This window comes from Candidatus Neomarinimicrobiota bacterium (assembly GCA_022567655.1).
Lineage (GTDB): Bacteria > Fidelibacterota > SORT01 > SORT01 > SORT01 > JADFGO01.
The window spans coordinates 1-3925 of sequence record JADFGO010000133.1; the positions used below are offsets into that span (position 1 = coordinate 1).

Here is a 3925-nt window from a genome sequence, read left to right on the forward strand (position 1 = left end):
CAGTATAAATGATACTCCTCAGACTCATAATTTGCAAGTGATTTACTCAGCCAGGGGGGTTATCAATCGATTACTTAAGAATATTACGAAACTTCTTTCCAATATTCTCGTTCTTCGATATATAGCGAGCTTCAGGTATAGCTCAAAGACTATGTAGCTTTATTTAATCGGGGGTGGATATATCCTGAAAGTTTTAAGCGATAAATAATATTACTTCATTAGCATTTAATTATTACATTCCTGTCTAAGAGTATAATTTTTTATTGAGGTTAAAATGAATTGTTGTAGCAGCAATGATCCGACCGGAGAATTCTTTGATAAAGAATCGAAGAAATTCGAGAAAAAATATCGTAAGAAGGGACTCGAAAAGATCACTAAATCCCTTGTTGACGGAATTGAAGAATTAGGAATTAAAGGCATGACCGTTCTCGAAGTGGGCGCGGGCATCGGAGGCGCACACAGAGAACTTCTCCGACGGGGCGCTTCAAAAGCATTCGCCACCGAACTATCTAAAGAGATGATAAATAGAGCAAGTAATTTTACCGATTCCGAGGGATTCAAAGACAAAGTAGAATATCATCTCGGGGATATCGTGGAGATGAACGGAGAAATCCCCGAAGTTGATATTACCATGCATGACAAAGTAATTTGCTGTTATGAGAATGTTGATGCGCTTATCGACAAGACACTCTCAAAGACAAAGAGTATTTATGCCTTTGTAATGCCGCGTGACAGATTTCTGACTGAATTCGGATTTAATGTTTTTATCTTAGTTTCAAAACTTTTACGTTGGGATTTCCGTCCATTTATCCATCCTTTACAACCTATACTGGATAAATTGCAGAAAGCAGGATACAAACTACAATCTGAAGCCCGGACCATTATATGGCATGCAAGGGTTTTCCGGAAAGAACCGGCATAGGATATAATTAGCAGCCCTGTTGTTAACTATAGTTGATACTATATTTATCCGAATAGACTATCAGGATGAAGAGCATTAATAGATCGATAATTAATTAAAGCACCTCACGAAGATAGACTCGCCGCCGGATTTCTCACGCATATTGAATGGGGCTTCGACGAGCGCGATTCCGTTTTAGGCATTACTTTATTTGCGGCCGGCTCGAAGCTCCGGAATGAACCGGACAATCAATGATCGAAAACACTGATAACGGCTATCCCGGTGTACGTATTTTTCCGGTCACATGCTCAACTTTAAGCGGGTAAATGTATGAACTTTCACTACATAACGGCGAGGATAATTCGTAGATTGATTCCACGAACTGTTACCGATTTTCTCCGCAACAGGTCCATCATTTTTCACCCCGGCATTGAAACTTCTGATCCTGAATATGCGTGCAGCAGGTATTTATCCGCTCTTGAAGCTCATGGATGGGGGTTTAAACAGAAAACCGTCACGGTGTTCGGATACGGCGGCTCATATGGATTAGCCGCCGAGTTGCTCAATGCAGGAGCTCGACATGTCGGTTTAATTGATCTGCATGAGAGAACGAATCCCAGGTCAAACAAAAATACGTATTTGAAGTACGCTGAATACTTTAACCTCAGCGGTAGTGATGTTGAGCCTAAAACGGAATATATATCTTTAAGCCACGGAAATATCCTCAACGATAATATAGATCTGCCCTCCGCGGATATCTTACTATCATCTTCTGTACTTGAACATGTCGATCAACTTGACAAAGTTGTAAAGGCTTTGAAGCTGTTGACAAAAACGGACGGCATTCAACTTCACCGAATAGACTTAGGAGATCACTTCCGGAAATATCCGTTCGAGATGCTCACCTATTCCAGTTTTGTCTGGAATAATTTTCTGAATCCGCCAAGTAACTTGAACAGGCTCAGGATCGATGATTATAAAGAAAGTTTTGAAAAATTTTATACGGATACAAAAATCACGATAGAAGGAGGTGACCCGGAAAAATTTCACAAAGTCAGAGAAAAAATCAAACCGAAATTCCTAACAGGCTCCGACGAACGCGATTCCGTTTTAGGCATTACATTATTTGCAGCCGGCTCGAAGCTCCGGAATGAACCCGACTCTCAATGATCGAATACGGTTCAAATAGCGATCTCGGCGGGAAGTGGATTAACGTCTCACTTCTTGCCGTAAGCTCCCTTTTAGTGATGAGCCTGTGGTTCTCCGCTTCAGCCGTCATCCCCCAGCTGAGTGAAGAATGGGGTTTGGATGGGGGGCAAAAAGCATGGATGACAATGAGCGTTCAGATCGGATTTGTCCTCGGCGCCCTTTTCAGCGCGGTTTTCAACCTCTCCGACCGCTTTTCCGCCCGGCGGATATTCGCCATAAGCGCTCTCGCGGGAGCATTGTTCAATGCGGCTATTCCCCTCTTAAATCCCGGGATCGAGCAGACAATATTATTGAGATTTCTCACGGGACTCTCCCTTGCCGGAGTCTATCCGCCCGGTATGAAGCTCATGGCTACCTGGTGCAGGAAAGAGCTCGGATTGTGCATAGGTATTCTTGTCGGAGCGCTGACGATAGGCTCAGCCCTCCCACACCTTCTGAGCGCATTCTCTTTGCCCGGAGAGAGCGGACTGCCGGATTGGAGGGTCGTTCTGCTGTTTTCTTCTCTCCTTGCGATTGTCGGCGCCGTCATATCCGGACTTTTTCTCAAGGCGGGACCGTATTTGCGTGAGACAGCTCCCTTTGATTGGAAGTTCGTCGGCAGCGCCCTCTCGGATAAACCGACCCGATTGGCGAATTATGGGTATCTCGGTCATATGTGGGAATTATATGCCATGTGGACATGGGTTCCGCTCTTCCTGATCATGAGTTACAAATCTGCCGGCTGGAGCGAACAATTTGCCCGCGCCGCAGGTTTTAGCGTTATCGCCATAGGTGGTATCGGCAGCCTCTTGGCAGGGAAATTCGCTGATAAATTCGGCAGAACAACGATCACCTCCGGGAGCATGATCATTTCGGGCGCATGCGCCTTGATAGTCGGCCTATTTTTCAATAACCCCGTTATAGTTACAATCATTTCTCTCGTATGGGGTTTGACTGTGGTGGCGGACAGCGCACAGTTCAGCGCAGCGGTCAGCGAACTCACCGACAGCCGTTACGTAGGAACTGCGCTTGCTTTACAAACCGGTATGGGTTTTCTTTTGACCATGGTCAGTATCAGGCTCATACCTCTTTTGGTTGAACTGATTGGATGGAATTACGTATTTATGATGCTTGCTCTCGGTCCTGCCTTCGGAACGTGGAGTATGCTCAAACTCAGAACTCTCCCTGAAGCGGAGAAAATGGCGTCAGGAAACAGATAAGGAGAAACCTGCTATGCGGTACAGATTAATTCTTCAATTGATGATCTCTACTCTGCTTTCTTTATTTATATTTGAATACTCATCAGCTCAGGCAGATGTTGAAGCTGAATGGAAAAAACTACTCGACACAGATTTCGAGTTTGCCCGCACTTCGGTTAAAAAAGGTCCGTCAGCGGCTTTTTATCTCTATCTTGCCGATAATGCGATGCAGCTCCCGGAGGGAAGCCTTCCGATTTACGGCAGAACAGCCATTTACGAAACGATGAAAGGCGACTATTATGACCTCTTGTGGACTCCGGTCAAAGCGGAAGTAGCGAATTCCGGCGAGCTCGGATGGACCTGGGGAAAATATATCGTGACGGTAAGAGAGGCAGACGGCAGCACCACCAACAGCTACGGCAAGTATCTCAACATATGGCGGAAACAAGCCGACGGTAAATGGAAAGTAATTGTAGATATGGGTAACAAAAGCCCCTCGCCGGATTAGACATTTAAATCCCCTCTAATAAGAGGGGATCTTATCATCCCCTCCTTTGCAAGGAGGGGACACAGGGGTGGTTTAATATAGGAAATTCCTTTTATTCCCCTCTAATAACCAGCCTCTACATTAGATATA

At 45.0% G+C, this 3925-nt stretch carries 4 protein-coding genes; all 4 read left to right on the forward strand.

Annotated elements, in window-relative coordinates; genetic code table 11:
• Positions 1-274 precede the first annotated feature (274 nt).
• The 4 genes from IID12_09950 to IID12_09965 all read left to right on the forward strand — a co-directional run bounded on the left by IID12_09950 (position 275) and on the right by IID12_09965 (position 3796).
• Positions 275-922 carry a methyltransferase domain-containing protein gene (locus tag IID12_09950; protein ID MCH8289410.1) on the forward strand — a complete coding sequence of 216 codons (648 nt, stop codon included), beginning with the start codon at positions 275-277 and terminating at the stop codon, positions 920-922.
• 309 nt (positions 923-1231) lie between these two features.
• The gene (locus IID12_09955) at positions 1232-2071 is read left to right on the forward strand and encodes a hypothetical protein (GenBank protein ID MCH8289411.1); all 840 of its coding nucleotides are present in this window, start codon (positions 1232-1234) and stop codon (positions 2069-2071) included.
• The gene (locus IID12_09960; protein ID MCH8289412.1) at positions 2068-3309 is read left to right on the forward strand and encodes an MFS transporter; all 1242 of its coding nucleotides are present in this window, start codon (positions 2068-2070) and stop codon (positions 3307-3309) included. The genes IID12_09955 and IID12_09960 overlap by 4 nt, the downstream gene beginning before the upstream one ends.
• A gap of 13 nt (positions 3310-3322) precedes the next feature.
• Positions 3323-3796, forward strand: a complete 474-nt coding sequence (locus IID12_09965; protein ID MCH8289413.1) for a DUF4440 domain-containing protein — start codon at positions 3323-3325, stop codon at positions 3794-3796.
• The last annotated feature ends 129 nt before the right edge of the window (positions 3797-3925 follow it).

Bases quoted from the DNA above. Each gene is read 5' to 3' on its own strand.
- IID12_09950 (MCH8289410.1), top strand. From the start codon at position 275: ATGAATTGTTGTAGCAGCAATGATCCGACCGGAGAATTCTTTGATAAA.
- IID12_09960 (MCH8289412.1), top strand. From the start codon at position 2,068: ATGATCGAATACGGTTCAAATAGCGATCTCGGCGGGAAGTGGATTAAC.
- IID12_09965 (MCH8289413.1), top strand. From the start codon at position 3,323: ATGCGGTACAGATTAATTCTTCAATTGATGATCTCTACTCTGCTTTCT.
- IID12_09955 (MCH8289411.1), top strand. From the start codon at position 1,232: ATGAACTTTCACTACATAACGGCGAGGATAATTCGTAGATTGATTCCA.